Below are 2617 nucleotides of genomic sequence, written 5' to 3'. Positions count from 1 at the left end.
GATGATGCTTATGTTACAGGTGCTGAAGTTTCTTTACAGCGTCAGTTAGATTTCTTACCTGGATTTGCTAAAAATTTCAGCATCTTTTTAAACTATACTTACCTCAATTCAAAAGCTAACGGTATCAGAAACGAAGATGGTGATGTAAGAGGTGATCTTGACTTACCAGGAGCTACACCAAACATGTTTAACGCGTCTTTGTCTTATGGTGACAATAAATTTACCGCAAGACTGTCAGCAAACTTTTCTGATGCTTACATTGATGAACTTGGTGGAAATAGTTTTGAAGATCGTTACTACGACCAACAATTCTTTTTAGACTTTAATGTGACCTATGCCATCAACAAAAACCTGCGTATTTATGCGGATTTAAATAACATTACCAATCAGCCATTGCGTTATTTCCAAGGTGTGAGAAACAGAACTCAGCAAATGGAATACTACGAAAGACGTTTAACCTTTGGCTTGAAATACGATCTTTTTTAAGTTGTAAATTGATGCAAAAAAGGGGCATATTTCAGCAATGAAGTTGCCCTTTTTTTATTTCATCTCTACTAAAAAAATAAAAAACTAATATAATGACAAAGCATTTTTTTAAACTAATATTAATAATCAGTTTATCAAGTATTCTTTTTGCTTGTAATACCAAAAACTTACCAGAAATCTTTCCAGATGTTATCACTGAAAAATCACTCCATGATACCGATGATCCAGCCATTTGGATAAACTACAAAAACCGGGAAGAAAGTATTGTTTTCGGTACTGATAAGGATACCGATGGTGCAATTTACGCCTATGATTTGAATGGGAAAATCATAGAAAGCAAAACCATAAGAGGCTTAAAAAGACCCAATAATGTGGACATTCGTCAAGGTTTTAATATCAATGATTCTTTAACGATAGACATCATGGCCTTTACCGAAAGAGAACGCCAACAAATTAGACTTTTTTCAGTGCCAGATATGCGTCCGTTGGATAATGGAGGATTTCCTGTTTTTGAGGATGAAGCCAATCTAGAGTTCAGGTTGCCAATGGGAATAAGTTTGTACAAGTCCGCCCAAGATGGTTCACTTTACGCCATTGTTGGCCGAAAAGACGGACCCAAGGAAGGCTATTTGTATCAGTACAAAATTGAATATGTAGAAGGCAAAGTGGATTTAACCTTGGTGAGAAAATTTGGAAACTACAGCGGAAAAAAAGAGATTGAAGCCATTGCCGTAGACGATGCGCTTGGGTTTGTATATTATTCAGATGAAATCTTTGGCGTGAGAAAATATCATGCAGAACCAGCAATGGGTAACGAAGAAATTAGTGTTTTTGGTGGCGACACTTTTAAACGCGATAACGAAGGCATTGCTATTGTAGCTTTAGAAGGTAAAAAAGGCTATATCATTGTGTCTAACCAACAGGCTCAGACTTTTAATATATTTTCGAGAGAAACCAACGAATTTATCAAAGAAATAAACCTCACCACCAAACAAACGGATGGCTGTGATGTGGTCGCTGTGCCATTAAACGCGACTTTTAAAAGCGGCCTGTTTGTGGCTATGAACGACGAGCGAAACTTCTACTTTTACGACTTAGATAAACTCGGGCTGGAAGAATAAGTTTCAGCCTTTGCTTTTTCATTCCAAATTATCAACATCACAATTGGTAATCCAAAATGTGGAACTCTCATTAAAAACTCGATGTAGTTTAAAATACTAGCGTCAACAATTCTCAGTAATGAAGTTAGGAATCCCCAAAAAATCAACCAGTATATCAGCGCTTTAAATGGTTTTATTAAAACCAAAACGGCTACTATTACATCGATAATACCAATGATATCTAACATCTGTTCTGCTTGGTTTTGTTTCACTGATAAAGATGTATAATCCCCAAAAAATCCTAAAATATAATCAATGTATAAAGGATTTTTCGAGAAACATCCCATCCCATGCGACATAAAAATTAAAAAAACAGATAGCTGAATAGCGAACAAAAACCAAGAACTAAATTTGAGTTTTTTATTGTTATAATGACTAATGGCGTACCAAGTTAAAATCGGCAACCACCATTTAGAGATTGCTGAAATTAATGTTAATTCTAAAAGTGCCTTGCCGCCATTTAGGTAGTTAAGTAAGGCATAGCCAATAAGGAACACGGTGATAATACATAAACACAGCTTGTATGTTTTCTTAAAAAATATACCAATCAAACAAATTATCAGCACAATTGCTACGCTCTTTTCTACCCAAAATGCAAATGATTCGCTGTAGGCATTTTCGACCACCAAAACAGAACTAATAACAGCTCCTTTTTGAAGTTGTAAGCAAAATGCAATGATATAAATTGCAAGTGTAAATTTTAATACTTGCGCTATACTGGCAACACCTTTTAAGGTAAAATTAGTTGACAATACTTTCAACTACAAAAGGTTTTGGAGTGATATTAAAGGTGTGTAAGGTATCCTGATCAATTCCAAAGGCAGTAACCTTGGCGATAGAATCATTAACAGAAACTTTCCATAAATGATGCTTGCTTTCCACAATACTTTCTTCACCAAAATACCATCTTTCTGGAAATGGTTTTCTTTGAGGAACACCCAATCCGCCTTCACCGATGTAAATAATGCCTT

General features: G+C 35.4%; 4 protein-coding genes. 2 read left to right on the top strand and 2 right to left on the bottom strand.

What is annotated here, in order from left to right:
- The coding region (locus V7Z48_RS13545) for a TonB-dependent receptor domain-containing protein (RefSeq protein WP_334114159.1) at positions 1 to 486 on the top strand (486 nt) is incomplete at its 5' end.
- A gap of 92 nt (positions 487 to 578) precedes the next feature.
- Positions 579 to 1607, top strand: coding sequence for a phytase (locus tag V7Z48_RS13540; protein WP_334114158.1), 1029 nt, complete (start codon positions 579 to 581; stop codon positions 1605 to 1607).
- Here V7Z48_RS13540 and V7Z48_RS13535 read toward each other — a convergent pair.
- Both V7Z48_RS13535 and V7Z48_RS13530 read right to left on the bottom strand, forming a co-directional pair.
- Positions 1574 to 2407, bottom strand: coding sequence for a hypothetical protein (locus V7Z48_RS13535; RefSeq protein WP_334114157.1), 834 nt, complete (start codon positions 2405 to 2407; stop codon positions 1574 to 1576). The genes V7Z48_RS13540 and V7Z48_RS13535 overlap by 34 nt on opposite strands.
- On the bottom strand, positions 2388 to 2617 hold a 230-nt coding region (locus tag V7Z48_RS13530), incomplete at its 5' end, for a hypothetical protein (protein ID WP_334114156.1). The genes V7Z48_RS13535 and V7Z48_RS13530, both read right to left, overlap by 20 nt.

It is taken from the genome of Paucihalobacter sp. (genome assembly GCF_036825875.1).
Taxonomy (GTDB): Bacteria; Bacteroidota; Bacteroidia; order Flavobacteriales; family Flavobacteriaceae; genus Paucihalobacter.
Note: the sequence above shows the minus strand (reverse complement) of the source record. Positions and strands in the feature narration are given on the sequence as shown.

Bases quoted from the DNA above. Each gene is read 5' to 3' on its own strand.
- V7Z48_RS13540 (WP_334114158.1), top strand. From the start codon at position 579: ATGACAAAGCATTTTTTTAAACTAATATTAATAATCAGTTTATCAAGT.